This is a genomic window from Klebsiella sp. RHBSTW-00484 (genome assembly GCF_013705725.1).
GTDB lineage: Bacteria > Pseudomonadota > Gammaproteobacteria > Enterobacterales > Enterobacteriaceae > Klebsiella.
The window spans coordinates 1,073,671-1,099,033 of the sequence record NZ_CP055481.1; the positions used below are offsets into that span (position 1 = coordinate 1,073,671).

Here is a 25,363-nt window from a genome sequence, read left to right on the forward strand (position 1 = left end):
AAACCCCAGATTTTCTGGGGTTTTTATGCCTGACGGCTAAAGTTTATCAATGCGTTACGCGCATTATCATCCGCAGCCTGCATCACCATCCACGGGCTGAAAGCCCACGGCGTGGCGCGGATCCCGCTGAAAACATCTTCAAGATTGCACCACTGGAAATCCATCACTTCATCAGGATTTATCTGTAGCGGGCTGGCTCTTCGGGCGGCATACACCGGGCAGACTTCATTTTCGACAATACCGTTTGGCGCCACGGCCCGATAGCGAAATTCAGGATAAACAGGCGTTATGCTGTGGATATCGACGCCCAGCTCAAAGCGGCAGCGGCGCGCAACGGCCTGCTCAAACGTTTCGCCCGTTTGCGGGTGCCCGCAAACTGAGTTAGTCCACACGCCGGGCCAGGCTTTTTTATCCAGCGAACGCCGGGTGACCAGTAACTGGCCATGTTCATTAAACAACCAGCAGGAAAACGCGAGGTGCAGCGGGGTGTCGAGGGTGTGAGCGGTATACTTCTCCAGCATACCTGAAGGCTTATCTTGCTCATCCAGCAAGATGACATGTTCCTGTCGCATAGTGTCCACCAAGAATCTTAAGCACTCGCTATTATAAGCCTTAATGCGACGGAATAATTAACACTTCGGACTATTTAACCGATAGGGGGAAGCAGTACCGTAACAGAAACGGAACTGCTTGAAGTGAGATGCTTAGAAAAGCAGCAGAAAGTGAAACCGACTTTCAATGCCTAACGCAATACCGTCAGAAACGGCAGGGATCGCCATCAGCATCAGTAAGAAAAGGCTAATCATACAGCGCAGTAAGATATTCATATCACTCCTCCCGCTGGCTCTTTTTTAGCTTTCGCAGCAGCAACCACATGCGTACCGTACGGACTTTTCCACCCGAGGATGCCGTTTCTTGCGCCAGTTCCGTATGGTGGCGATAACCATTAAAGAAGAGGTTAAGCACCACGGCGCTAACGGTGGCCAGCATAATACCGCTATGCAGCAGCGGCTGGAGTACGGCAGGCAGTTTAGAAAAGAAATCATGTGACAATGTTGGCGTCATGCCCACGCCGAGGCTGATCGCCACAATATAGAGGTTGTAGCGATTGGTGGTGTAGTTACAGCGCGACAGAATGCGAATCCCCGTCGCCAGCACCATGCCAAACATCACCAGACCGGCTCCGCCCAGTACAAACTGCGGGATCGATGCCACCAGTACCGCCATTTTGGGCACCATGCCAAACAGAATCAAAATCACCCCAGAGGCAATACACACCCAGCGGCTGTATACCCGGGTCACGCTGACCAGTCCGACGTTTTGTGAAAATGACGTATGGGGAAAGCTATTAAATAAGCCGCCAATCAGCGAGCCCACGCCATCAACGCGCAGTCCGCGGATAATATCCTGCGAAGACAGTTTGCGACCGACAATCTCCCCGAGGGCGAGGAACATGCCCATCGATTCGATAAAGACGATGATTAACACCGCCGTCATGGTCAGGATCGATACCGGATCAAACACCGGCATACCGAAGGCCATTGGCGTGACGATGGCAAACCACGAGGCGTCCTGCAGGCCGGAGAGGTTAACCTCATTCATCATCCACGACAGCGCAAAGCCGAAAATAATGCCTAACAATACGGCGACGTTGGACAGGAAACCTTTGGCAAAGCGGGTGATTAATAAGATAAAAACGAGCACGGCAAATGAAATACCCAAATAAACCGGATCGCCGTACTGCGGATTCCCTTTTCCCCCGGCGGCCCAGTCGATGCCGACCTGGATAATGCTCAGGCCGATAGAGGTAATCACCACACCGGTAACCAGCGGAGGAAACAGCGGGATTAAGCGCCCGATAAGCGGTGCCAGTAAGGTGGTGATGATGCCTGCGGCAATGGTTGCGCCAAAAATCCCCAGCAGGCCAATATCCGGATTCATCCCGATGGCGATCATCGGCGTTACGGCGGCAAACGTCACCGACATAATTACCGGCAGACGAATGCCCATAAAGCGACCGATCCCAATGCATTGCAGCAGCGTCACCACGCCGCAGCAAAACAGATCGGAGCTAATCAGCAGCGCGACGGCCTCTTTATTCAGCCCGAGCCGGTCGCCGATCATCAGCGGCACTGCCACTGCGCCTGCATACATCACCAGTACATGCTGTAGCCCGAGGACGACCAGCTTTCCCGGCGATAAGATGCGGTCAACCTCGTCGATGGTGCCGCCGGGTTCGGCGGGAGGTGGAAGTTGAGAATCTATGGCGCTCATGTGTATTTCTCCTTGAACCCGGCACGCGCCAAAATCGGTTACCGGGCAGTAAAATGGCGAACCTTTCGACCCATCACATCTGGCGCTTAAATCGCCCATCCTCCGGCATAGAATGCCACCAGGGCGAGGGTGATAATCACGGTGCCGATATTCAGCTTTTGCCACTCGCGAGCGAAGACACGCCCGACAACCAGGGTGACAAAACCCAGCATAATGCCGGTGACGATATTGCAGGTCAGGACGATAAATACCGCGCAGACCAGCCCGGACATTGCATCAATAAAGTCATCAAAATCGAGCTTCGAGACGTTACTTAGCATCAGTAACCCCACGTACATCAGCGCGGGCGCGGTGGCGTAGCCGGGAATCAAATACGACAGCGGCGATAAAAACAGAATCAACAGGAACAGGAGGCCGACGATGGTCGCCGTCAGGCCGGTTTTCCCTCCGGCGGCGGTTCCTGCGGCGGATTCAATATAGACCGCCGCAGGGGCGGCACCGACCAGGCCGGAGAACACGGAGCTAATGGAGTCGCTGGTCAGCGCTTTGCCGCCGTTGATAATCTGGTTGTCTTTATCCAGCAGGTTTGCCTGCCCGGCCACGGCGCGGATAGTGCCGGTGGCGTCGAATACGGCGGTCATCACCAGCGCCAGCACGCTGGGAAGCACGGTGGGCTGGAGCGCACCCATGATGTCGAGACTAAAAATCAGTGATTTACCATCTTCACCGCTCAGGCTGGGTATCGCGACCAGGCCGTGATACTGAACGGCGGGATCGAAAATCAGGCCGATAATTGAAATGGCAATAATGACCAGTAGGATCCCCCCGGGGACGCGATTTTTTTCCAGACCAAAAATTACCGCCAGACCCAACAGGCTCATGATCACCGGAAAGGAAGTAAACGATCCGAGCGCCACCGGCAGCCCTTCCAGTGGGTTTTTTATCACCATGCCGACACCGTTCGCTGCAATGAGCAGCAGAAACAGCCCAATACCGATGCCGGTACCGTGAGCGATACCCATCGGCAGGTTACGCAAGATCCAGGTGCGCACCCCGGTAACCGAAATGGCGGTGAAAATTACCCCCATCAGAAAAACCGCGCCCAAGGCGACGGGAATGCTGATGTGCTGCCCCAGCACCAGGCTAAAGGCGGTAAAGGCGGTCAGGGAAATGGCGCAGCCGATGGCCATTGGCAGGTTTGCCCACAGCCCCATCAGCAGTGAACCGAAGCCCGCAACCAGGCAAGTGGCGACAAACACGGCGGCGGGCGGGAAACCCGCTTTTCCCAACATGCCGGGCACCACGATGACCGAATAGACCATCGCCAGAAAGGTGGTGAGTCCCGCCAGCACTTCCTGGCGAACCGTACTGCCGCGAGCCGAAATTTTGAAATAAGCGTCCAGCGCACCGCGGGGCTGCGATGCATCCGGGGTAGGCAGAGTATCTCCAGACATAGTTATGTCCTCAGCAGAATAGAAGGGTTTCGTCAGGTGCGCTCATACACCAGGCGGCCGTCAATATAGGTACGATAAATAGAACGATCGTCACCCAGCGTCATCATCACGAACAGCTTGTCGACCAGGGATACCGAGTTGTCGTAGCGTAGCTGCTGCAACGGCGTCGCCGTCGGCTCCAGCACCACAAAGTCGGCCTCTTTGCCCGGAGTGAAATTACCAATCAGATGGTCAAGCCCCAGCGCTTTCGCGCCGCCGAGGGTTGCCAGGTAGAACGCCTCATAGGCCGAGAGCCGATACCCCTGCAACTGCACCACTTTGTAGGCTTCGTTTAGCGTTTGCAGCATGTTGAAGGTGGTGCCTGCGCCGATGTCGGTGCCCAGCCCAACCTTGATTTTCTTACGCCAGGCTTTTTGCAAATTGAACAGCCCGCTGCCGAGGTACAGGTTCGAGGTGGGGCAAAAAGCGATGCTGGAGTCGGTTTCGCTCAGGCGATCCCACTCTTTCTCTTCCAGATGTACGCAGTGGGCGAAAACGCAGTTTTTACCGGTCAAACCATACTGGTGATAGACGTCAAGGTAGCCATCATGATCGGGATAGAGCTCTTTAACCCAGGCAATTTCATCTTTGTTTTCACACAGATGCGTATGTACCCAGGTGTCGGGATACTCCTGGCGCAGACGTTGCGCCATCGCCAGCTGTTGCGGCGTTGAGGTTGGGGCGAAGCGCGGGGTGATGGCATACAGCAGGCGACCATTTTTGTGCCAGCGTTCAATCAGCGCTTTGCTTTGCTGGTAGCTGCTTTCGGCATCATCCAGCAGATACTCCGGCGCGTTGCGGTCCATCATCACTTTGCCCGCAATCATGCGCATGTTGATATGGCTGGCGGCTTCAAACAGGGCGTCTACCGATTGCGGATGCACGGTGCCGAAGACCAGCGCGGTGGTAGTGCCGTTACGCAGTAGCTGCTTGAGGAAAAAAGAGGACATTTCGCGCGCATATTCCAGGTCCTGATAGCGCCGCTCGGTGGGGAAGGTGTGCTTGTTCAGCCACTCCAACAGCTGCTCGCCATAGGCGCCAACCATCTCGCTCTGCGGGTAGTGAATATGGGTATCGACAAATCCCGGAATCACCAGCTTGCCGCGATAATCGCGGACCCGGATGGCTTCAGGAACCCGATGTTTTCCCTTTTCCCATTCGCCAAACCATTCGACTTTGCCCTCGCGAATTAACAGCAATCCATCCTCGATAAACCGCAGCGCCGATTCGAGCTCCTCGGGATGTTCGATGGTGCGCGTGATATCGATAAAGCTACCACGCACGGCTTTTAGCGTGTGTTCTCCTGACATGTGAACTCCTTACAGTTAATCCGCTTCTTCCAATGAATCGGCTGCGGGCAAGACGTCCTCTTGCCGATAGCCGCCCGGAAGAATGATATTCAACAGGATTGCGGTCAGTCCGCCTGCGCAGATGGGGTTTTCCACCAGCACATAAATTGAGGCGGGTAAGATTTTGAAAATTTCCGGATCGTAAGAGACGCCAAGCCCCAGCCCGAGAGAGGTGGCGACGATCAGCGTTTCACGGCGCTTCAGGCCATTGGAAATAATGATGCGGATCCCGGCGATAGCGATCATCGAGAACATCAGCGTCATCGCGCCGCCCAGTACCGCCGAGGGGATGGTGGTGAAGAAGCCGCCAATGGTCGGGAACAGGCCGAGGATCACTAGCATGACGGCGATGGTGCGCCCGATATAACGCGAGGCGACGCCGGTCATCTGGATAACCCCGTTGTTTTGCGCAAAAGTGGTGAGCGGCAGGGAGCCAAGCGCGGAAGCGATGACCGAGACCAGTCCGTCCGCCAGCACGCCGCCTTTCAGGCGCGACTGGTACTCATCACCCTGGATGGGGCGTCTCGACACCATCGCCGTAGCGGTGATATCGCCAACCGCTTCCAGCACGCTCAGCAGGTAAATGGTGCCGACGACCAGAAAGTGATGCAGGCTGAAATGAAAACCGTATTTAAAGGGGATTGGGATAGTCACCAGCGGCAGGTTTTTCATGCCGCTGAAATCGACCATTCCCAGGCACAGCGACACCACGTAGCCCACGCCCAGGCCGATGGCGATCCCCCCCATGCGCAGCAGCGGGCTACGACAGCAGTTGAAGCCAATCACCACCATCAGGACCAATAAACCCACACCGAGATTTTCGTAATTACCGTAGGTGCCGCTGCTCTTTGCCGCGAAGCCGCCGCCAAAATCAATAATGCCGACTTTAATCAGGCTCAGGCCAATCATCAGCACCACAATACCGCTGACGGTAGGTGTAATGACCCGGCGCAGATAGGGGAGGATAAAAGAGGAGCCGACCACCAGAAACGCGCCGACAAACGACACGCCGAGCAGCGAGGACATAATCAGCTCTTCGTGAAAACCGTCGCTTTTCATACCGCTGCCAAGCGCGATCATCACGGTGACAAACGAGAAGTTCACCGACTGTATCGACAGTAATCCGGAGCCGACGATGCCGTAGCGGTTCACCTGTAGCCAGGTGCCGATCCCGGAGGCGATCATCGCCATCGAAACCAGGTAGGCGGTGGTTTCCGCAGAGAGTTGTAGCGTTGCCCCCACGATCAGGGCGGGGGTGACCATGGGAACGAAAATGGCCAATAGATGGGTAATCGCTCCCACAATCGTCTGGTGAAAAGGGGGGCGATCCTCCAGCTCATAAATCAGATCGGAACCTGTGCGGTTTATATCAGACATCCCTTTACTCCCTCTATTTGGGTATATACCCGTCATACTTCAAGTTGCATGTGCGTTGGCTGCGTTCGTTCACCCCAGTCACTTACCAGAGTAAGCTCCTGGGGATTCGCTCACTTGCCGCCTTCCTGCAACTCGAATTATTTAGGGTATAAGCAAATTTGATCATCTGAATCAGTGAAATTAAATTCTGCGAATTTTGGGCGCAGGAGGCCCTGAGAAAGGCGGTTCTCAATCCACAGACGGCATTTAATATTGATTGAATCACTTAGCCAGGCCGTCTCCCCGAAATGGGGAACCGGCAGGTTTTCTCCCTCAGAGAAAGCATCGGGGTGAGGGGGAGTGTGTGTTTTTCCCCTCACCCTAACCCTCTCCCCAAAGGGGCGAGGGGACTCCCCTCTGCGATTTTTTGTTAAATAGCAACGGATAAGCGGAGTTACAGCCCGCACCCTCCGGTTTTCTCCCTCTCCCTGTGGGAGAGGGCCGGGGTGAGGGCATCGGCAACAGCGCCGTAGCGGCCCCTTGTGGTTACAGTTTTCCTAACGCGCTCAGTATTTTCTCTGGCGTGAAATGCCATTCGCGTAGCCAGACGCCGCAGGCATCGTGAATGGCGGTGGCAATCGCCGGAGCCGCGCCGTTGACGCCGATTTCGGAGATTGATTTCGCGCCAAACGGGCCGACCTTGTCATCGCTTGGCACCAGCACCGCGCGGAAATCATGCGGAATATCGCCGATTTTCGGCGCGCCATAGCTGCGCAGATCGCGGGTAAGCGGATGGCCCTGTGCGTCGTAAAGAATCTCCTCCGTCAGGCTATGACCAATGGCGCGCATTGACGCCCCGTAAATTTGCCCCAGCGCCAGCTCCGGGTTAACCGGCGTGCCGCAGTCCAGCAGCGCATAGAACTTGTCGAGGCGGATTTCACCGGTGCGGGTATTCACCGCTACTTCGGCGAAGTTGGCTCCATACGGGAAGGCGAAATCAGCGGTGATATAGCTGGCGGTGGCGACTAACGTACCGAAGCCGGTGCCGGTCTCGGCCTTGTGGGCGATATCGGCATAGCTCACTTCCCCCTGCTTACCGCGCACCACGCCGGGGGCTATCAACTCAACGTCGCTTAGCGGTTCCCCGAGCATCTCTGCGCCGTGGAAGCGTATTTTTTCCCGCAGATTTTCTGCCGCCTTACGCGCCGCATTGCCAGAGAAGCAGGTGCCGGACGAAGCGTAAGCGCCTTTGTCGAACAACGCATGATCGGTGTCGCCGGAAATAACATGCACCTCCTGCGGCGGGCAGTGCAGTACTTCCGCCGCCAGCTTGGTGACCACCGTATCCAGTCCGGTACCAATATCTGCGCCACCGGAGTGAACGATAAAGGTGCCATCGGATTCGAGCTTGATCATGCAGTTGGCCTGGTCGATGTCCGGGATCCCCGACTTCTGCATAATGATCGCCACACCGCGACCTGTCCGCCAGTCGCCCGCGTGCGGTTTCGGTGACGACCATTGGATCATCTCGCGGCCCTGACGCAGGATCTCCTCCAGCGCACAGCTGGCAGCGGTAGGCACCGACGTTGGCGCTTTACCTTCGCCAATCGCGCCAAGGATCTTCAGCTCCTGCCCTTCATGCACGCGGTTGCGCTCGATAATCTCCAGTTGATCGATCTGTAGCTGCTCCGCCAGTTCCGCCAGCGCCATAGTGATGGCGAAGTTGCCCTTCGGTGCGCCATAGCCCTGATAAGCGCCGGTTGGGCAGATATTGCTGTAGTAGGTGGTCACTTTGAAATCGACGTTATCGCAGGGATACAGCGGCAGCGACAGCGCCGGTCCGTTGGACGGCACGGTCAGCGAATGGTTGCCGTAGGGGCCGGTGTTGGCGCGGAAATCCATCTTCACTGCCGTCAGGCGACCATCTTTCTTCGCCCCCAGCTTCACCGTCACCTTGGCGACGTGGCGAGAGGTATTGGCGATAAACTCCTCTTCACGGGTATAGCGGAAATAGACCGGGCGTCCGGTGACGCAGGTGGCCCAGGCGCAGACCTCTTCCAACAGGATATCCTGCTTCGAGCCGAAGCCGCCGCCCACGCGCTCTTTAATTACGTGAACCTTGTGCTGCTTCATGCCGACCAGACGCGCCACCTGGCGGCGAAGGTGCCACGGAACCTGGGTCGAGGCGTGAATAACCAGACGATCGCCGTCCATGCGGGTAAAACAAAGATGCGGTTCCGTCGGGCACTGCTGGGCCTGAGTGGAGGAGTAGGTGCGCTCGATAACCACATCGGCTTCAGCGAAACCTTTCTCCATATCGCCAATATGGCCGTGAATGCTGGCGGCGATATTTTTGCGCGGGCGCGAGCCAATGGGGAAATTGATAATCATATGTTCGCCGCGCTGGGTGGCGTGGCGGTTATCTTCTTCCAGCGTATCCGGCGCGCCAGCGACATACACCACCGGTTCATCGTGAACCACTGGCGCGTCATCGGCCATCGCCTCATCAATCGACATCACCGGCTTAAGCACCTCATATTTGACGTCGATAAGCTTCAGCGCGGCCAATGCAATATCTTCACTTTCAGCGACAACCGCCGCGACGCGATCGCCGACGTGGCGTAGCTTCTTACCGAACATCCGCCGGTCGAGCGGTGACGGTTCCGGTGCGCTCTGCCCGCCGGGGGTGTAATAGATATCAGGGCAGTTAAGATGGGTGATCACGTGAACTACGCCCGGTAGCGCCTCGGCCTTGCTGACGTCGAGATGAGTAATTAGCGCATGGGGATGCGGGCTGCGCAGCATTTTAATAATGCAGGCGTCCGGCGTGACGCGGTCCTCCACGTAGCAGGGCTTGGCCTGCACCATGGTTGCCGCATCGGTTTTCGGATACAGCTTGCCGACGACCGCCAGATCGTCGCGGAAGGTCGGGGCGCTATCGATAGCGATCTGCGGGTCGCCTTTACGCGCCACCGCCAGTTCGATCACCTGATAATATTGCTGCCAGCCCGCGTCACGGCTGAATAATCCGGAGAGCGCGTCATCGATCTCATCGCGGGTCGGGGTGGCGATACGATCCAGCAGATCGCTGATAATCAGCGCGGCGGCGGGATCGTTATAGCCCGATTGCACCACGCCGACATCGACCATCGCCTGCTGCACCAGACTGAGCTGATTCCATTTGCCCAGCGATTCGCTGGTGCGGATCTCCGCCTGTTCAAGCTGAGCGGCGATCAGCAGGGAGGCATTAACGATGCGGCCGTTAAACAGAATCGCGTCGGAGCCCGCGAAGCCGAAACCATCGTCGCTGTTGCGCACCGAGTGCATCCCGAGGCCGAAAAGCAGCGCCTGTACGTTAGCGCCGGGATTGACCTTCATCTCGCGCGCAGCGCCGTTCAAGGTAAAGTGAATCATCATACGACCTCCTCGCCCATCTGCTGGCAGTCGGCATACAGGTCTGCGACAACCACGCCGGTGATATAGCGTTTATAGGCCACGCTGCCCCGAACATCCTGCTGAGGGAAAATTGCGGCGGCGACGGCCTGCTCCAGCGCGCTGCCTTCCAGTTGCTGCGACTCCACGTCCCGCAGGCGCAGAGGGCCATCGGCCACGCCGTCCAGCGCGATATGTACGCCGTCGTGCTCTGAGATGGCAACCGCCGCGGTGACGACGGTTAACCCCGCCTGTGAGCGGCTGATTTTGCGCGTGGCGCAGGGGCGGAAGGGGTCTTTAATGACGATTTCCGTGATCAGCCGTGCGCCGGGATCGGCGAGATAGCTCTCCAGCGACAGGCACTTGCCATCGCCAAATACCAGATGCGCGTCCAGCGCCAGCAGAACGGGCAGCAACACCGACTCTTCTTGTCGTGCGGCGATTTCGCCGCCGAGGGTTGACTGGTTGCGCAGGTGGCGAGAGTAGACGAAGCCCAGCGCGTCGTGTAGCGCGGCGGGAATGAAGTGCGCATCACGCAGGGTTTGCAGACGCGTCATCGCGCCAACGCGCAGCGCGCCGTTGTCCCAATCCACCCATTCCAGCTCAAGGTCCTGTAACGAAATGGCGATTCGCTTATCCGGTCGCGTCGGGGTGGCATTGATCTTACTGCCCCCGGCAAACCAGACGGCATCATCCTGGTAGCGCGATTTGAGCTCCAGCGCCTGCTCTACAGAGTCTGGTTTGAAAAATTGCTCGATCATAATCTTTCCTCATCAATCCCCCTTTCAGCACGAAAGAGGGCGTGGGCTATGCCAGCGAGTCCATACGTCGCCACATATCTGCGGCGACTTTTCGGGCCTGGGTGTAAATCGAATCGCAATCAAAGGTGAACTGCCGGTCTTCGTAGACCATCACGCCGTTGACCATCACGCTATGAACGCTGGCGGAACCGAGGCCAAAGGCGATATGTCCGGCAATATTGTCTGCCAGCAGCGGCGTTGGCGCGGCATAATCGCAAATGGTCAGGTCGGCTTTATAACCAGCCTCTAGCTGCCCAAAGCGGGCGCTAAAGTTGCGGCTCAGCAGTTCGTTACCGCTGGCCAGCGCGCGGGCGAAGCTGTCCGGCCACAGCGGGCCACCAGCATCGCGATGCTTAAAGAAGGCAAACTTCATCTCTTCCAGCATGTCGGAGCCGATACCGTCGGTACCCAGCGCCAGGTTGCGGATATCGGTGAGGTGATGGTTGTAGCCCACATGGTTGTTCATGTTGGAACGGGCGTTGTGCACCAGAAAAGCATCCTGTTCGTTGAGTAGGGCGATATCGTCTGTCGACAAATACAGTCCGTGCGCCACCAGCGTTTTGCTGTTGATAAGGTCGTATTCCGCCAGCCTAACCAGCAGGTCTTTGCCATAAAGATGGTGGCTGTGGGAGACATCATAGAGATCTTCCGCCGCGTGGATATGCAGCCCGCGCCCGGTAACCTTGAGGGCCTCACTGAGCATGGATAGCCCGGCATCCGGCACGGTAAAGGGAGCATGAGCGCCGATATGCGCTTCCACCAGATAGGGCTCCGTGCCCGTCGCCCGCGCATGGTCTATCTGGCGGGCGAAGCGGATATTTTCCTCTACGCCTGCCTGCAATTCATCGACTCCACCGTTGCGGTCGGTGGTTTCAAAGCAGGTCATCCCGCGCAGGCCAATCTTCAAAAAGGCATTGCGCAGCGTAGAGAGCGAGCCATCGATATACGCCGGAGAAGCGTGATGGTCGATGACCGCAGAGCATCCGCTCTTAATGGCTTCCATTGAGCAAATCAGCCCGCTGTAGTAGAGCGACTCTTCGTCCAGCGCGCGGTCCAGTCGCCACCACAGATTTTTCAGCGTCGAAATAAAATCCGGGCTGGGGGCGATGTTGGCCATAATGCCGCGCGACAATCCGGAGTAGAAATGGTTGTGTGCGCATACCAGTCCGGGCATCACGATGCGTCCGTGCATCTCCTTCCAGTCAGCCTGTGGATAGCGTCGGGTCAGCGCATCGCCAACCTCAACAATAACGTCATTTTCGATAGCGATATCAACGCCTTCCTGCACTTTTGCCGGATAAAGTTGTACGGCGGTCACATTCTTTAGAATTAACATCGTTATACCTCCACCCGGCCCAGCAGATAATGATGCTGCTGGTGGACATGGCTGATGATGCGACACATCTCATCCAGCCCCGGAGGGATGCTGGCGAACTGGCCGTCGTTGTCGATATTCAGTACCCAGCTTTGGCTATCGAGACGCACGCGCACGCGGTCATCTTCCACCAGGAATCCGGGGTTGCTGCTGGAGTCAAAATCCTGTGCCAGGCTGAAGACGGTGATTTTGTCTTTGTAGGGTTTGCCCAGCCACGGGCAGAACTGGGCGCAGTTGCCGCATTCGTTGCAGTAAGCATCCAGATGCAACGTCTGGAAGCGATTCTGGAAGCCAGGGACCGCAATAGAGATGTTGGCGCGGTTCGGACAGACGTCCACGCACTTGCTGCACACATAGTTGCATTCAAGGCAGCGTTCGGCTTCCTGAGCGACGAAAGCATCGCGGTCGTCTTTATCGACTATCGCGACCGCTATTTCCCCCTTGCGCTGGTAGATTTCCGCCGGGCTGACGTTGTTCCAGCGTTTATCCGCGTGGTGGGAGCGGATATTTTCCCGATAGAGGATGGTATCGCTTGCCCGACGGGCTGAGCCGATAGCGGCGACGATGGAAGAGGGGCCGCGCTGAACATCACCAATCATAAAGACGTTGGCAAGGCGGGTTTCGCCGCTGGCATTGACCTCCGGCCAGCCTTTTTCATCCAGCGGAATACCCATGGCGCTCAGGGCGTCGGTATCCTGCTGCTCGCCGATGGCGGTGATCAGGCTGTCGGCATGCAGCGTTACGGTTTCATCGGTTTCAACCGGACGGCGGCGGCCTTTGGCGTCCGGTTCACCCAGCGACATCACCCGCAGGGTCAGCGTGCCGTCGGCATCAAAGCGCTGCGGATTATTGAGGAAGCGGAATTCAACGCCGTCGTGCAGCGCCTCTTCGTACTCTTCACGCCAGGCGGGCATTTCCTGAAGCGAACGGCGATATACGATAGTGGCTTTCTCTACGCCGGGTACGCGTAACGCCGCGCGGGCGCAGTCCATGGCGGTATTACCTGCACCCACAATCACCACGTGTTTACCCAGATTGAGCGTGGAACCCAGATTATATTCCCGCAGGAAAGGCAGTGATTTCCAGACGTGCGGGTTATCGCCGTGCAGCGTGACGCCGCTGTTTTTATCGGTACCGGTAGCAACCAGCACATACTGATAGCCCTGATTTTTTAGCTGTTCGACCGTCAGATGCGCATCGCAGCCGTACTCAAATTTCACGCCGTGGTCGGCGACAAAATCGATATCGTGCTGGATGAGCTCCGCCGGAATGCGGAACTGCGGAATGATGTTTTTGACGACGCCGCCAGCGTTGGCTTCCCGCTCAAACACGGTAACCGGATGCCCCGCGCGCGCCAGAAAATAGCCTGCGGCAAGCCCCGCTGGGCCTGCGCCAATCACCGCAACCGGATGGCGTGAGCCGGAGCCCGCCGGTTTATGCCAGCGCTGTTTGTACTCGTTCCAGCCTTTTTCTACGGCAATTTTCTTCAGTTCGCGGATGTTCAGTGCGCTGTCGTAGTCCAGGCGCGTACAGTTGTACTGGCACTGATGATCGCAGATATGCCCGGTGATAGCGGGCAGGGCGTTGCGCTGATAAATCAGCTCCAGCGCGTCGGCATAGCGCTGTTCGCCCATCAGGCGAATGTATTCCGGAATATCCTGTTTGATCGCGCAGGCCGTAATACAAGGTGCGACGTAGCAGTCGGTCAACGGCAGATCTTCAGCAACCTCAATGCGCTCTTCCGGTTTCCAGTGTTTCTGCGTATAGGCCATGGTGACGGCGTCTTCTGCCAGCCGATTTAACCGCTCGACGTCGACGTGGGCCATGCCCCATGCATCCGATGATTCCAGCTCGCGCATGCAGGCGCTCAGGCGCAGGTAGCCACCGGGCTTGAGCAGATCGGTCGCCATCGTAATGGGGCGGATACCGGTGTCGAAAATGTCGCGAATGGTCAGCTGGCTGGCGCCGCCGGAATAAGAAATGGGTAATTTGCCGTCAAAAGCGCGGGACAGCACCGCCGCCACGTTGATGGCGAGCGGGAACAGCGCGCGGCCAGACATATACATCTCATCGCCGGGAAGCGCGCCTTTATTATTGATGGTGCCAAGGGTGTTGGTCAGCTTCACGCCGAAACCGAGCGATTTCTGTTTTGCCAGCGCCACCAGGCGTTGCAGCATTTCCAGCGCCTGGGCCAGTTTGAGATCGTGCTCGAACGACTCCTCTTTCAGGCCGATATAAGTAAAGCCGCAGCTATCCAGAATCTCGCGAACGCGCGCATAGCCCAGCAGCGTCGGGTTCAGCTTCACGAAGGTGTTCAGCGCTTTTTCTTCCAGCATGTACTGGCAGATAGCTTCGATTTCGTGCGGCGGGCAGCCGTGCATGGTGGAGAGCGTGACGCCGTGAACCAGGGTGGCTGGTATGCGCGCGGGCAGCGCGCGCAGGTTTTCCCGCTGCCCGCTCAGGCCGTGGCGCTCAAGGAAGGCGTCGTCGTGCAGCCAGCGGCTAAGCGTGTCGCGATATTGCGCAAATTTCGGCTGCGTGGAGGCGTCTGTCATTGAGTCAATAAACTGCTGCATCGGCGGCTGCTTGATGCCGTCCAGGTTGTAGCCGACGCTCATATTGAAGATAAAAGACTTTTCCGCGCCCGAGGGCTGGAAAACCTGCTCTAACAGATGCAGAACGAACCACGCTTTCAGGTACTCATCCCACGCTTTTTGCAGGGTAAATTCGGTGGACCATTCGGTATTGAAGCACTCGTCTTCGGCATCGATACAGGGTTTTTCCAGCTCCAGCCGGTCAAGGATTTGTACCGTTTTCAGCTCGATAAAACGGCCGCCGGTGAGCCAGGAGGTGACAATATTTTGCGCCAGCTGGGTGTGTGGGCCAGCAGCGGGGCCAACGGGGGTAGCGCAGGTTTCACCAAAGACGCTGACCGATTTATCTTTGGCAGGTGAGTAAAATTGTTGCTCGGGAATACCAAAGATGGAGCGCTGCTGTTGGTATTCATCAAATATGCGCGTCAAGAGTTCCTCGAACGGAACGGGACGCATAATATCCCCCATAACCCTCTCCTTTACCCGTCATACTTCAAGTTGCATGTGCGTTGGCTTCACTCGTTCACCCCAGTCACTTACTTATGTAAGCTCCTGGGGACTCTCTCACTTGCCGCCTTCCTGCAACTTGAATTATTTAGGGTATATAGTTCTCACTGATTGACCGGTATAGATAAACCGGTAGCCTGAGAGAGATAGAGCAACATTCGCACCACTCTTGCTGGCGAGCGGCATAAATATAATTTTTTGTGAAGCGCTTCTAAAGTTATGTCTGCTTTGTGAAAGATCTCACATTGCGTAAATGAGAATTAAAATCAGTCCTGGTTGTTGATGAAGTCAGCGTTTCTCGAAAGTATCTTATTTTCTCAAAAAGGGTGAGTTTGTATCATTATGATAAGTGCGGAAGACGCCTGGTTTGATTATTTGAACGCAATCGTTTAACTCGGCAGATAAGCTATTTTATTGACAATGATGCAGGTTAATAAAATCCTCTGGCGTATCGATATCTAAAGTGATTTCGCGATTGTTTATTTCTACTCTATTATGCGCACCCGCCAGCAATGCCTGACGCATATTTTTATGTGGCCGGGAGATAGCTTGCCGCAGGCACTCTCTGGTGAGCAAAATAGGGTGTCCAGGGACGCCGTGATAGTAAGGTATGAGCGCACTAGTGTTACGTAATATCCACATTTTATTGAATATTTCAACGGTGAGACAGGGCATGTCGCCGTGGGTGATGAAGCAGTATTCGCTCTCAACGGCGGCGGCGGCAGCCTTCACGGAGGAGTATAAACCGTCAGCATAATCTGAGTTATGGATAATAATAATATTACGCATATTGGCATAACGCTGATGCAGTTCATTGCCACGATATCCGGTGACTAAAATAACCCGGCTGCAAAATTGCAGGGCGTTTTTGATACTTGCATCAAGAATTGTCCCTCCTTGCCAGGGTAACATCATTTTCCATTCGCCCATCCGTGATGAAAGCCCTGCGGCGGTAATAATACAGTCGATAGCTGGCATTGCGCGTCCATTATTTAAGGTGATTGATGGTTACCAAGGAAAATATAAAGGATAACGCCGAATTGTTCTTTGACTTAGGTGCGCAGAGTCGTCCCTCGGTTATTTCAGTAGTGGGGGCCGGAGGCAAAACCAGCACCATTTTCTGGTTGGCTCAGTTATTCCATGCCAGCGGACGGCGCGTCGTGGTGACGACGACGACTCAAATGTTCCTGCCTGATGCTGCTTATCCGGTGATCTTTTGTCGGGAGGCTGCCGCTCTGCCTTCCCACTATCTCAAGCTGCCCATTTTAACCTGTTTTCACTCCTGGAAAGCGCAGGAGGGCAAAGCGCGAGGTTTTTCGGCGAGCGCCATTGATGCGCTGGCGGCGCGAGAGGAATGCGACGTTATTTTAGTGGAAGCTGACGGCGCTCACGGATTGCCGCTGAAAGCGCCGGATGAGCATGAACCTTGCATACCTGAAAGCAGCTGCTGCGTGATTGCCGTAACGGGCGGGCACATGCTGGGGGAGAAAACGGGCGCGGAGAATGTCCATCGCTGGCCGTTGTTTGCTGATATCACTGGCCTGACAGCGGATGAGCCGCTGACGTTCGGGCACCTTCTCCGGCTCATTCGCCATCCGCAGGGCGCGTTTAAAAACGTACCGCCGGGCAGCCGACGGATCTGGTTCCTCAACCAGTTTTCTCAATCTGAGAATCGCCTGGCTGAAGACGAACTGAACTCGCTCTTGCGCAATGGGGATATGGATGCCATCTGGCTGGGCGCGATACTGGAACGCCCGCCGATTATGCGCAGATTTGTGAGATAGCGATGCCGGGAGACCGGATCTACCGAACGGATATCCATTGAGGTTTTTATGAATATTTTCACAGAAGCTGCAAGACTCGAAGAACAGAACAGTCCATTTGCGCTGGCGCAAATTGTGGATAGCCGTGGCTCAACGCCGCGACATTCAGCAGAAATGCTTGTCCATCAGGATGGAACCATCGTCGGCACCATTGGCGGCGGTATGGTGGAGCGTAAGGTGATCGACGAGGCGCTACAGGCATTAGAGGAGCGAAAGCCGCGCCTGTTTCATGGGCGAATGGCGCGTAACGGCACCGATGCTGTAGGTTCAGATTGCGGCGGCGCGATGACGGTATTTATTAGCGTCCACGGGCTGCGGCCCCGGCTGGTGTTGATTGGCGCGGGGCATGTGAATCGGGCTATTGCCCAGAGCGCGGCGCTATTGGGTTTTGATATTGCCGTGGCGGATATTCATCGCGAAAGCTTAAATCCGGCCTCTTTTCCTCCTTCGGTACAGTTACTCTGTGCCGAGTCATTTGCCGCGGCGGTGGATGCGCTGGAGATCCGCCCCGATAACTTTGTGCTGATCGCCACCAATAATCAGGATCGCGAGGCGCTGGATAAGCTGGTGGAGCGCCCGGTGGCATGGCTGGGGTTGCTGGCGAGCCGCCGCAAGGTTCAGCTTTTTATGCGCCAGCTGCGAGAGAAGGGGGTTGATGAAGAGCATCTCGCGCGCCTGCATGCGCCGGTGGGCTATAACATTGGTGCCGAAACGCCGCAGGAGATTGCGGTGAGCGTGCTGGCTGAAATCTTACAGGTTAAAAACAATGCTCCCGGCGGCTTGATGATGCGAGCGGCGCACCCGTCCGGACACCAGCGCGTGGTGGTTCGCGGCGCGGGGGATATCGCCAGCGGCGTGGCGCTGCGTCTGTTTCACGCCGGATTCAAAGTGTTCATGCTGGAGGTTGAGAAACCGACGGTTATCCGCCGCAGCGTGGCTTTTGCCCAGGCCGCGTTTGACGGCGAAATGGTGGTCGAAGGCGTAACCGCCCGGCTGGCGAGCACGACGGCAGAGGCGATTGCGCTGGCTGAACGCGGCATTATCCCGATACTGGTCGACCCTTTCTGTTCATCGCTTGAGGCGCTGAAGCCCGTCTGCGTGGTCGATGCGATTCTGGCGAAACAGAATCTGGGCACTCATATTGAAATGGCGCCGGTGACTATCGCGCTCGGGCCAGGGTTCCGTGCAGGTGAGGATTGCCGTGCGGTGATTGAGACCAATCGCGGTCACTGGCTGGGGCAGGTGATTTACTCGGGCTGCGCGCAGGAAAATACCGGGGTACCCGGCAATATTATGGGCCACACCGCGCGTCGGGTGATCCGCGCGCCCGCCGCAGGCATCATGCGTGCCAACGTGAAGCTAGGCGATCTGGTAGAAGAGGGTGATGTCGTGGCCTGGATTGGCGAAAGCGAAATTAAAGCGCCGCTATCGGGCATGGTGCGCGGCTTGTTAAGCGATGGTCTGGCTGTGGTCGGCGGCTTTAAGATTGGCGATATCGACCCGCGCGGCGAGACCGCTGATTTTACCAGCGTTTCTGATAAGGCGAGGGCGATTGGCGGCGGCGTGCTGGAAGCGCTGATGATGCTGATGCATCAGGGCGTGAAATCGACTAACGAGGTGCTGGAAGTCGCATAAGGTTGGTTAGTGTATCCCATTGTTATGTATTAAAAAATGTTAGCAAGACGGTTCCCTCTCCCCTTCGGGGAGAGGGTTAGGGTGAGGGGAAGTGTGCGCTCTGATGCCCTCACCCCGGCCCTCTCCCCGAAGGGAGAGGGAGAAAACCGTTCGGGGTTCCCTCAGGGATTTTCCCGCACGACAAATCTCATGTTGTCTGGATCGATATCCGGCTACTGGCAAATCACGGTGCCGGTTTTACCTTCGATTCCTTCTTTCGCTTTGCTCAACACGGTAATCAGAGATTCGCGTCCTGGTCGGGAACGGGCGAACGAGGCGGCGGCTTCGACTTTCGGCAACATGGAACCTTTGGCGAAATGCCCTTCGTTGATAAAGCGCTCCGCATCGCTTAATGACAAGCGATCCAGCCACTGTTCGTTAGGTTTACCGAAGTTGATAGCCACTTTTTCCACCGCCGTTAGGATGATCAGCATATCCGCATCGATCATTTCGGCGAGCCGGGCGCTGGCCCAGTCCTTATCGATCACCGCGCTGGCGCCGCGCAGATGGTTGCCTTCACGGATCACCGGAATGCCGCCGCCGCCAACGGTGATCACTACCTGCCAGGCATCCAGCAGAGTTTTGACGGTCTCTTTCTCAATGATGTCTATCGGTTTAGGCGACGCGACGACGCGGCGATAGCCGCGACCGGCATCCTCTTTCAGCGTATAGCCCTGTTTCTCCAGCTGTTCAGCCTCCTGCTGAGTGAAGAATGAACCGATAGGTTTGGTCGGATTCAGGAACGCGGGATCGTGGGCATCAACTTCCACCTGGGTCACCAGCGTCACTACCGGCTTATGCATCCCGCGTGACAGCAGCTCTTCGCGCAGCGCGTTTTGCAGATCGTAACCGATATAGCCCTGGCTCAACGCCACGCATACCGACATCGGCAGCATCGGCGTGTGGGCTTCGGTTTTCGCCGCCGCCTCAAAGGCCAGGTTGATCATCCCGACTTGCGGCCCGTTGCCGTGGGTGACCACTACCTGATGGCCCTGGGCGATTAAATCGACGATCGCCTGAGAGGTCATTTTGACGGCCTGCATCTGCCCGGCCAGATCCTCTCCCAGCGCATTTCCGCCGAGGGCGAGAACAATTTTCTTACTCATTTTTCCTCACTTATTCAGTATGCCAGGGATGGCTAAACGGTTTGCGTCTCAGGAAGCGGCCCCGGCCCGCTCTGGCGTTAAACTCCCCTTTGCAAAAGAGGGTTTCACCGCGCGAAAGGGTTCTGACGATCGCCCCGGTACAGCGAAAGTCCTCCCACGGGGAGTAGTCGGCGTTGTCATGCAGTTCGGCGTGACGAATTTCCGTCGTTTGATTCGGGTCGATAATCACCACATCGCCATCGGAACCGGGGGCCAGCCGCCCCTTCTGCGGCCACAGGCCGAACAGCCTGGACGGCATGGCGCTGGTCATATCGACAAAGCGTTCTGGCGTGATGCGCCCGCTCATCACGGCGCTGGAAAAGAGCAGCAGCAGGCGGTTTTCCACGCCGGGCAGACCGTTCGGGCAGCGGTTGAAATCGCCGCCGGAGAGCTGCTGGCGCTGGGCTATCGAAAAGTTGCAGTGGTCGGTGGCGACCACGTCGATTGCGCCGTCGCTGATGCCGCACCAGAGTTTGTCCTGCTCGCGGACGTTGCGCAGAGGCGGGCTGAGAATAAAATTCAGCCCGTCAGGTGCGTCATAACGGCGCTCATCCAGCAATAGATATTGCGGGCAGGTCTCTACCCACACCGGCTGGTGGTTAGCTCTTGCCAGGCGTAAATAATCCAGCCCCAAACCGTTGGAGAGATGGACGATATACAGCGGCGCATTTCCGGCGAGCTGCGCCAGATTGATCATCCGGGCAATGGCCTCGGCCTCGCACTCCAGCGGGCGGCTCAGGGCGTGATAGCGCGGCGCGGTCAGCCCGGCAGCAAGAAACTCGGCGCGCTTGCAGGCAATGGCGGCATCATTCTCCGGATGGACCGTCGTCAGCGCGCCGGAGATGTGCAGGCGACGCAGCGCTTGCAGCACATCATCGTCGTTGAGCTTGTACTGATAGGTCAGGTAGAGCTTAAAGCTGCTGATCCCCTCTTCAACCATCATCGGAATTTCATCAAGAATGGCGTGATTAATATGCTGAATGACCCCGTGGAAGCTGTAATCGACCACCGCTTTATGTGCGGCGTAACCGTGGTAAACCTCCAGTTGATGGCGTAACCGGCAGCCTGCCGGGCCAAACCCCATATGATCGATGATGGTTGTTGTACCGCCACACGCCGCCGCGCGGGTGCCGGTAAAAAAATCATCACAGCTACGGGCAATGCCGACGTCAATGTTGAAATGGGTGTGCACGTCCACGCCGCCGGGCATGACGTAGCAGCCGGCCGCATCGACGATCTCGCAAGGTAGCTGTGGCGTAATATTGTCACCGAGCTGACGAACAATACCGTTTTCTATCAGCAAATCCTGTTTTGCCTGTCCGTCAGCGTTAACGACGATTCCGTTTTTAATCAGTACGCGCATAGCAGACTCCAGAAATCCCCCGGTAAGCCGGGGGATGCAGAGGGATGATTATTTTGTTGCCAGCCAGCTCAGCGGGATGGCGGCGTACATGGCGGCGCAGGTGACCAGATGCGATTTCCAGGTTTTCTCGTTTGGCGCATGGGCTTCCGGCTCTTTGCCCGGACCAAAGCCGATCACCGGAATGCCGTGACGTCCCATAATCGAGACGCCGTTGGTGGAGAAGGTCCACTTATCGACCACCGGCGCTTTGCCGAACAGCCCTTCATAAGCATTAACCAGCGCTTTGACGGTGAAGTGATCCTCTTCGACTTTCCAGGTCGGGAAGTAGCATTCGGTTGGATAAACTAATCCGGTCCAGGATGGGCGGTCATAGTTGTACATCGACACCACCGCATTGGCTTTTTGCACGGCGGGCAGGGCGCGGATTTCGTCCAGCGCGCCTTCCCAGGTTTCGCCCCAGGTCAGACGGCGGTCGATGGAGACCGCACAGCTATCCGCCACCGCGCAGCGGCTTGGCGAGGTGAAGAAGATCTCGGAAACCGTCAACGTGCCCTTGCCGAGGAATTCGTCGTAAGCCAGATGCTGTGACAAATCCTGCAATTCATTGAGAATCGGCCCCATCTTGAAGATCGCGTTATCGCCGCGCTCTGGTGCAGAGCCGTGACAGCTGACGCCCTGTACATCAACGCGGATTTCCATACGCCCGCGCTGTCCGCGATACACCTGACAGTCGGTCGGCTCGGTGCTGACGACAAATTCCGGGCGAATGCCCGACTGCTCGATAATGTACTGCCAGCACAGGCCGTCGCAGTCTTCTTCCTGCACGGTACCGGTCACCAGAAGGGTGTACTCATCTTCCAGGCCGAGGTCTTTGATGATCTTCCCGGCATACACCATCGATGCCATGCCGCCTTCCTGATCGGAAGTGCCGCGTCCGCCGATCAGCTCATCGGTTTCCATGCCTTCATACGGGTCAAATTCCCAGTTCTTAATATTGCCGATCCCCACGGTATCGATATGGGCGTCCATCGCCACCAGCCGCGGGCCATGACCGATATAACCGAGAATGTTGCCCATCGGGTCGATCTCGACTTTATCGAAGCCGACTTTTTCCATCTCCTGTTTGATGCGGTGAACCACGCGTTTTTCATCGCAGCTCTCGCTGGGGATGGCGACCATATCGCGCAGGAAGCGCGTCATGTCGGCCTGGTAGTGGTGTGCTTTTTCCAGAATCAGTTTAAAGGGAATGTGCTTAGCCATTGTTGTTCTCCAGTTTTCACTCCCGTATCTCCTTGGGAGCCTGTTCTTATAGGGGGATTACGGGGTGACCGGATGTTTGCCTTCCCAGACCACTTCGCGATAGTGCTTCACGTCGGTGTCGCCTTCGGTGCTGATAACCAGCACGATGGCGTCTTTATCCAGCGCCAGTTTTTCCATCAGGGCCTGACGCTGCGGGTGATGGTGTACGGCGGCCAGAACGCCCAGGCCTACGGCGCCGGACTCGCCGGAGATCACTCGCGGATCGTCGCCATACGGATTACCCAGCACGCGCATACCCAGCGCGGCGACGCTGTCCTGGCAGGAGATAAACTGCGTGGCGCAGTTGCGCAGAATTTCCCAGCCGAGCGGGTTAGGTTCGCCACAGGCCAGACCGGCCATGATGGTCGCCATATCGCCGCCGACGTTGACGATGTCGCCCTTAACGCCCGAGCGATAAATGCAGTCGGCTTTATCCGGCTCAACGATAATGCTGCGCAGGTTTTGCGGGCCATAAACATCCACCAGGTAGCCCAGCACGCCGCCCGCCATCGCGCCGACGCCAGCCTGGAGCAGCACGTGAGTCGGGACCACACCCATTTCGCGCATCTGCTCCACGGCTTCATCGGCAAGCGTCGCGTAGCCCTGCATAATCCAGGTCGGAATTTTGGTGTAACCTTCCCAGGCGGTATCCTGCACCACCTCCCAGCCGTTTTGCTGCGCGTGTTGCATGGTCAGACGAACGGTGTCGTCATAGTTCATATCGGTAACGATGCATTCAGCGCCGAGGTTAAGAATGGCGTCGACGCGCTCCTGAGCGGAGCCTTTCGGCATATAAATCACCGCATGTTGCCCGAGCTGCTGCGCGGCCCAGGCGATGCCGCGACCGTGGTTGCCATCGGTAGTGGTGGCAAAGGTCATCTTTTCGCCGATGGCGTTTTTGAGCTGCGCGAACGAGAGCGTCTCGATATCAAGGTGATATTTCTCGCATAGCAGGCGGGCGATGGCATAGGCACCGCCGAGCATTTTGAAGGCGTTCAGCCCAAAGCGTTTTGATTCATCTTTGACGAGAATTTTTTTCACGCCAAACAGGCTGGCAAGACTGTCCAGCGCGCAGAGCGGCGTTGGGCGGTAGCCCGCAATTTGCTGGTGGAACTGGCGCGCCACTTTGGCCTGTTTTTGCGAAAAAAGGGGCGACGTTTCACCGTTATAAAAATGGTTGTCGGCAATATCGATCTTCAGTGTGAAAACGGACATATCCTATCCTTATTGGCCTCCGGAAGGGAAAGCCGACCGGCGGGTCGGCTCGAGGGTTATTTCATGCGCTGTTGCGCTTCTTTCAACAGTTGTTCCAGCAGGACGCCGGGCTTCGGATATTTGCGGGCGAGGATCATCGCGGCGATGATGTAAGGCTTCCAGCTGGCCTCTTTATAAGTGGCGATGCGGTATTTTTCGAACACACCTTCGGTAACTTCGCCCTCTTTACAGGAGACGCCGCTGATATCGGCTGGCAGGCAGTGCATATACAGCGCTTCGCCGTCGCGGGTTAGTTCCATCATCTCTTCGGTGCAGTGCCAGTCTTTATGCTTCGCGTTCTGCTCCAGACACTGTCTTTCCAGCTCTTTCAGTGCGGCGTGGTCGTTAGCGCGCAGTAATTCGGTACGTTCTTCCATCACTTTGTAAGGGGCCCATGACTTTGGATAGACGATGTCGGCGTCCTTAAAGGCCTCTTCCATGCTGGTCACCTGGCGGAAGCTGCCGCCGGAGGCGTTGGCGTTGCTTTTCGCCACTTCGATAACATCGGGAATCAGGTCATAGCCTTCCGGATGCGCCAGCGTGACGTCCATACCGAAGCGGGTCATCAGGCCGATAATCCCCTGCGGTACGGAGAGCGGTTTACCGTAGCTCGGGGAATACGCCCAGGTCATGGCGATTTTTTTGCCTTTGAGGTTTTCCAGCGAGCCAAAGTGCTCGCGCAGCCAGGCCAGATCGGCCATCGCCTGCGTCGGGTGGTCGATATCACATTGCAGGTTAACTAACGCCGGACGCTGCGGCAGGACGCCCTGCTTGTAACCGTCGTCAAGCGCTGCGCCGACTTCACGCATATAGGCGTTGCCCGCGCCGAGATACATGTCGTCGCGAATACCGATCGCATCGGCGCAAAACGAGATCATGTTGGCCGTTTCGCGGACGGTTTCGCCGTGGGCGATTTGCGATTTGCCTTCATCGAGATCCTGCTGGGCGAGGCCGAGCAGGTTGAGGGCCGAGGCATAAGAGAAGCGGGTACGGGTGGAGTTATCGCGGAAAACAGAAATCCCTAATCCGCTGTTGAAGACTTTGGTCGCGATATTCTCAGCGCGTAGCATCTTCAGCGCGGCGGCGACGTCGAGGACTTGCTTCAGTTCATCCGGCGTCTGCTCCCACGTTAATAAAAAATCCTTCTCGTGAAGGTGCGAGGTCAGCGAATTGATATCCTTTATCAGCTCATTAACAGTTTTCATTATAAGGTCCCGGTAGTGGAATGACGGCAAGGTGGCTTAACGGCTGTGACTGCGCGATATCACAGCGATACCATCAACTAACAATAAGTGTGCCAGGATTAATTCAAGGCGGCGTTAGTCCTATTTTAGGGCGGTTATTTGTGGCTGCGATCACAAATTAACAATGTTATTGGTGGGAATTAATCGACGTAATCGTTTGGCTTTTTAAATATCATTTTTCATCGCCATAAAGAGAATGAGAATAATATTAAGGGGCGGGGAGTAAATCGTCATATTGATAAATGCGCTGGGGTAATTCTCATATTGATATAGAAATGTGACACCTCTTGCATAATTATCATGACAAAATGATAAACCCCCCGCTTTTTATCAAAGCCGTTTTTTTCTGAGTTAGTATCATAGCCCTCTTGCAGTCATCGA

The 25,363-nt window shown here is 56.5% G+C and carries 18 protein-coding genes; 2 read left to right on the forward strand and 16 right to left on the reverse strand.

Annotated features, from left to right (window positions below):
* Positions 1-23: 23 nt before the first annotated feature.
* The 11 genes from idi to mocA form a co-directional block, all read right to left on the reverse strand.
* Positions 24-572, reverse strand: coding sequence for an isopentenyl-diphosphate Delta-isomerase (idi, locus tag HV213_RS05205; protein WP_181484946.1), 549 nt, complete (start codon positions 570-572; stop codon positions 24-26).
* A 132-nt stretch (positions 573-704) separates the two neighbouring features.
* Positions 705-827 carry a hypothetical protein gene (locus HV213_RS33190; protein ID WP_228288593.1) on the reverse strand — a complete coding sequence of 41 codons (123 nt, stop codon included), beginning with the start codon at positions 825-827 and terminating at the stop codon, positions 705-707.
* Position 828: 1 nt separating this feature from the next.
* Positions 829-2,274: a nucleobase:cation symporter-2 family protein gene (locus tag HV213_RS05210; protein WP_181484947.1), complete on the reverse strand. Its 1,446-nt coding sequence runs from the start codon at positions 2,272-2,274 to the stop codon at positions 829-831.
* 86 nt (positions 2,275-2,360) lie between these two features.
* Positions 2,361-3,728 (reverse strand): guanine/hypoxanthine transporter GhxQ, encoded by a 1,368-nt coding sequence (gene ghxQ / locus HV213_RS05215; RefSeq protein WP_181484948.1) that lies wholly within the window; start codon positions 3,726-3,728, stop codon positions 2,361-2,363.
* A gap of 32 nt (positions 3,729-3,760) precedes the next feature.
* Positions 3,761-5,077 (reverse strand): guanine deaminase, encoded by a 1,317-nt coding sequence (gene guaD / locus HV213_RS05220; protein ID WP_112216520.1) that lies wholly within the window; start codon positions 5,075-5,077, stop codon positions 3,761-3,763.
* A 15-nt stretch (positions 5,078-5,092) separates the two neighbouring features.
* Complete coding sequence (locus HV213_RS05225; RefSeq protein ID WP_181484949.1) at positions 5,093-6,493, reverse strand: nucleobase:cation symporter-2 family protein; 1,401 nt, start codon at positions 6,491-6,493, stop codon at positions 5,093-5,095.
* 525 nt (positions 6,494-7,018) lie between these two features.
* Entirely contained in the window at positions 7,019-9,889 is a 2,871-nt protein-coding gene (locus tag HV213_RS05230; RefSeq protein ID WP_181484950.1) for a molybdopterin-dependent oxidoreductase Mo/Fe-S-binding subunit, read from the reverse strand.
* Positions 9,886-10,665, reverse strand: a complete 780-nt coding sequence (gene ygfM / locus HV213_RS05235) for a molybdopterin-dependent oxidoreductase FAD-binding subunit (RefSeq protein ID WP_112217312.1) — start codon at positions 10,663-10,665, stop codon at positions 9,886-9,888. Before ygfM ends, HV213_RS05230 begins: the two co-directional genes overlap by 4 nt.
* A 46-nt stretch (positions 10,666-10,711) precedes the next feature.
* Positions 10,712-12,040: a putative aminohydrolase SsnA gene (gene ssnA, locus HV213_RS05240; RefSeq protein ID WP_181484951.1), complete on the reverse strand. Its 1,329-nt coding sequence runs from the start codon at positions 12,038-12,040 to the stop codon at positions 10,712-10,714.
* A gap of 2 nt (positions 12,041-12,042) precedes the next feature.
* On the reverse strand, positions 12,043-15,141 hold the full coding sequence (gene ygfK / locus HV213_RS05245) for a putative selenate reductase subunit YgfK (RefSeq protein ID WP_181484952.1): 3,099 nt from the start codon (positions 15,139-15,141) through the stop codon (positions 12,043-12,045).
* Between the two features lie 450 nt (positions 15,142-15,591).
* Positions 15,592-16,158: a molybdenum cofactor cytidylyltransferase gene (mocA, locus tag HV213_RS05250; RefSeq protein ID WP_181484953.1), complete on the reverse strand. Its 567-nt coding sequence runs from the start codon at positions 16,156-16,158 to the stop codon at positions 15,592-15,594.
* A 26-nt stretch (positions 16,159-16,184) separates the two neighbouring features.
* Between mocA and yqeC the strand changes: the two genes are divergently transcribed.
* Together yqeC and yqeB are read left to right on the forward strand one after the other, a co-directional pair.
* Positions 16,185-16,964 carry a selenium cofactor biosynthesis protein YqeC gene (gene yqeC / locus HV213_RS05255; protein ID WP_181484954.1) on the forward strand — a complete coding sequence of 260 codons (780 nt, stop codon included), beginning with the start codon at positions 16,185-16,187 and terminating at the stop codon, positions 16,962-16,964.
* 48 nt (positions 16,965-17,012) lie between these two features.
* A complete protein-coding gene (gene yqeB, locus HV213_RS05260) occupies positions 17,013-18,638 on the forward strand; it encodes a selenium-dependent molybdenum cofactor biosynthesis protein YqeB (RefSeq protein WP_181484955.1) in 1,626 nt (541 codons plus the stop codon).
* Between the two features lie 212 nt (positions 18,639-18,850).
* Here the strand turns inward: yqeB and arcC are convergent, their stop codons facing one another.
* From arcC to ygeW, 5 genes are read right to left on the reverse strand one after another with little or no spacing between them, the layout of a single operon-like run.
* A complete protein-coding gene (arcC, locus tag HV213_RS05265; protein ID WP_181484956.1) occupies positions 18,851-19,783 on the reverse strand; it encodes a carbamate kinase in 933 nt (310 codons plus the stop codon).
* A gap of 10 nt (positions 19,784-19,793) precedes the next feature.
* Positions 19,794-21,185: a dihydropyrimidinase gene (gene hydA, locus HV213_RS05270; protein ID WP_181484957.1), complete on the reverse strand. Its 1,392-nt coding sequence runs from the start codon at positions 21,183-21,185 to the stop codon at positions 19,794-19,796.
* 48 nt (positions 21,186-21,233) lie between these two features.
* Positions 21,234-22,445: a YgeY family selenium metabolism-linked hydrolase gene (locus HV213_RS05275; protein ID WP_181484958.1), complete on the reverse strand. Its 1,212-nt coding sequence runs from the start codon at positions 22,443-22,445 to the stop codon at positions 21,234-21,236.
* A gap of 57 nt (positions 22,446-22,502) precedes the next feature.
* Positions 22,503-23,699 (reverse strand): diaminopropionate ammonia-lyase, encoded by a 1,197-nt coding sequence (dpaL, locus tag HV213_RS05280; protein WP_181484959.1) that lies wholly within the window; start codon positions 23,697-23,699, stop codon positions 22,503-22,505.
* A 56-nt stretch (positions 23,700-23,755) separates the two neighbouring features.
* Positions 23,756-24,943 (reverse strand): knotted carbamoyltransferase YgeW, encoded by a 1,188-nt coding sequence (gene ygeW, locus HV213_RS05285; protein WP_130624347.1) that lies wholly within the window; start codon positions 24,941-24,943, stop codon positions 23,756-23,758.
* Between the last annotated feature and the right edge of the window lie 420 nt (positions 24,944-25,363).

Bases quoted from the DNA above. Each gene is read 5' to 3' on its own strand.
- idi (WP_181484946.1), bottom strand. From the start codon at position 572: ATGCGACAGGAACATGTCATCTTGCTGGATGAGCAAGATAAGCCTTCA.
- HV213_RS33190 (WP_228288593.1), bottom strand. From the start codon at position 827: ATGAATATCTTACTGCGCTGTATGATTAGCCTTTTCTTACTGATGCTG.
- HV213_RS05210 (WP_181484947.1), bottom strand. From the start codon at position 2,274: ATGAGCGCCATAGATTCTCAACTTCCACCTCCCGCCGAACCCGGCGGC.
- ghxQ (WP_181484948.1), bottom strand. From the start codon at position 3,728: ATGTCTGGAGATACTCTGCCTACCCCGGATGCATCGCAGCCCCGCGGT.
- guaD (WP_112216520.1), bottom strand. From the start codon at position 5,077: ATGTCAGGAGAACACACGCTAAAAGCCGTGCGTGGTAGCTTTATCGAT.
- HV213_RS05225 (WP_181484949.1), bottom strand. From the start codon at position 6,493: ATGTCTGATATAAACCGCACAGGTTCCGATCTGATTTATGAGCTGGAG.
- HV213_RS05230 (WP_181484950.1), bottom strand. From the start codon at position 9,889: ATGATGATTCACTTTACCTTGAACGGCGCTGCGCGCGAGATGAAGGTC.
- ygfM (WP_112217312.1), bottom strand. From the start codon at position 10,665: ATGATCGAGCAATTTTTCAAACCAGACTCTGTAGAGCAGGCGCTGGAG.
- ssnA (WP_181484951.1), bottom strand. From the start codon at position 12,040: ATGTTAATTCTAAAGAATGTGACCGCCGTACAACTTTATCCGGCAAAA.
- ygfK (WP_181484952.1), bottom strand. From the start codon at position 15,141: ATGGGGGATATTATGCGTCCCGTTCCGTTCGAGGAACTCTTGACGCGC.
- mocA (WP_181484953.1), bottom strand. From the start codon at position 16,158: ATGCCAGCTATCGACTGTATTATTACCGCCGCAGGGCTTTCATCACGG.
- yqeC (WP_181484954.1), top strand. From the start codon at position 16,185: ATGGTTACCAAGGAAAATATAAAGGATAACGCCGAATTGTTCTTTGAC.
- yqeB (WP_181484955.1), top strand. From the start codon at position 17,013: ATGAATATTTTCACAGAAGCTGCAAGACTCGAAGAACAGAACAGTCCA.
- arcC (WP_181484956.1), bottom strand. From the start codon at position 19,783: ATGAGTAAGAAAATTGTTCTCGCCCTCGGCGGAAATGCGCTGGGAGAG.
- hydA (WP_181484957.1), bottom strand. From the start codon at position 21,185: ATGCGCGTACTGATTAAAAACGGAATCGTCGTTAACGCTGACGGACAG.
- HV213_RS05275 (WP_181484958.1), bottom strand. From the start codon at position 22,445: ATGGCTAAGCACATTCCCTTTAAACTGATTCTGGAAAAAGCACACCAC.
- dpaL (WP_181484959.1), bottom strand. From the start codon at position 23,699: ATGTCCGTTTTCACACTGAAGATCGATATTGCCGACAACCATTTTTAT.
- ygeW (WP_130624347.1), bottom strand. From the start codon at position 24,943: ATGAAAACTGTTAATGAGCTGATAAAGGATATCAATTCGCTGACCTCG.